Origin of the sequence: Nocardia veterana NBRC 100344, from assembly GCF_000308855.1 — a bacterium.
In the GTDB taxonomy this organism is placed as follows: Bacteria; Actinomycetota; Actinomycetes; order Mycobacteriales; family Mycobacteriaceae; genus Nocardia; species Nocardia veterana.
Window position 1 is genome coordinate 1 of the sequence record NZ_BAGM01000175.1, and the last position, 1,221, is coordinate 1,221.

Annotated in this window: 2 protein-coding genes; both read right to left on the bottom strand. The window is 69.0% G+C overall.

From position 1 onward, the window contains the following. Nucleotides 1-34: 34 nt before the first annotated feature. The gene (locus ON37_RS26585) at nt 35-625 is read right to left on the bottom strand and encodes a carbonic anhydrase (protein ID WP_040723161.1); all 591 of its coding nucleotides are present in this window, start codon (nt 623-625) and stop codon (nt 35-37) included. A gap of 125 nt (nt 626-750) precedes the next feature. After that, nucleotides 751-1,221: LysR substrate-binding domain-containing protein (locus tag ON37_RS26590; RefSeq protein ID WP_040723163.1), on the bottom strand; the 471-nt coding region annotated here is incomplete at its 5' end.

Consider the following 1,221-nt stretch of genomic DNA (forward strand, 5'->3'; position numbering starts at 1 on the left):
TTTGCCGCCTCGGTGCGGGCGGTACGAGAGTGGGTCAGGCGGCGACCGGCCGGTCGGAACCGGAGCCGTCGACGACGGTGACGGCGCCGGTGGCGATGTCGAATATCCAGCCTTCGACGGTGACCGCCCCGGTGGCCAGCGCCCGAGCGACCGCCGGGTGGGTCGACAGATTCGCTTGCTGGGCAATGACATTCGCTCGGACCAGCGCGTCCACCGCGGTGTCGGGGCACCTGGCTGCCGCGGCGTCGGCGTGCCGCAGCCAGGCGGCAACCGTCGGGACGGCGCTGAGGTCCCGGCCCTCGGCGAGCGCGGTCATCGCGCCGCAACCGGAATGACCGCAGATGACGATGCGGCCGATCTGCAGAACAGTGACGGCATATTCGATACTGGCCGCCACGCCGTCCGCGCCCGGACCGTAGGCGGGGACGAGATTGCCCGCGGTGCGGATGACGAACAATTCGCCCGGTTCGCTACTGGTGATCAGCTCCGGGACGACGCGCGCGTCGGAGCAGCCGATGAACAGTGTGCGCGGCGCGTGCGTGGTGGTGAGCCGGGCGAACAGTTCCGCCTTGGCCGGAAAGACCGTGTCGCGGAAATGGCTGACACCGGTGGCGAGGTCGTGCATGGATCGCTCCCTTCGGATGTGCCGGCGCCCGTCGGTCCGGGCAATACCCAGCCTGCACGACCTGGAGCTATAGCGTCCAATATCGGTATTCGATGGACTCTATCGACTACACCAATGGCTGGCCGTCAGTACCCCTGCGTGAGGTCCGTCGCGACCGCGAAGAAGGCGCGGGCGGCCGCCGAGTGGTACGCGCTGTGGCGGCGCAACAGTTCCACCGGGCGGCTGGGCAGCGGCGGATCCAGCGGGACCGGGTGCAGATCGGCGTGTTCCCGGGTGAGCGCGTCGGGCAGGACGGTCGCCAACGTTCCCCGGCGGACGAATTCGAGCAGGGCGCTGATCGAATTGGCCTCGACCGCGATGTCCGGGACCACCGCGTGGTCGTCGAAGTAGCGATCGATGTGGCCGCGGGTGGCGAAATCGCTGCTGAGCAGGCCCAGCGGGGTCGTGGGGACCCGCTCGACGGGTAACGGGCCGGACTTCGCGAACGGATGACCGGAACCGACCACCAGGCTGAGCTGCTCGGTGAACAGGGCTCGGTGCTCCACCCCAGCGGTATGCGATCCGGCGAAGGCGATACCCAGATCGAGTCGGTCGGC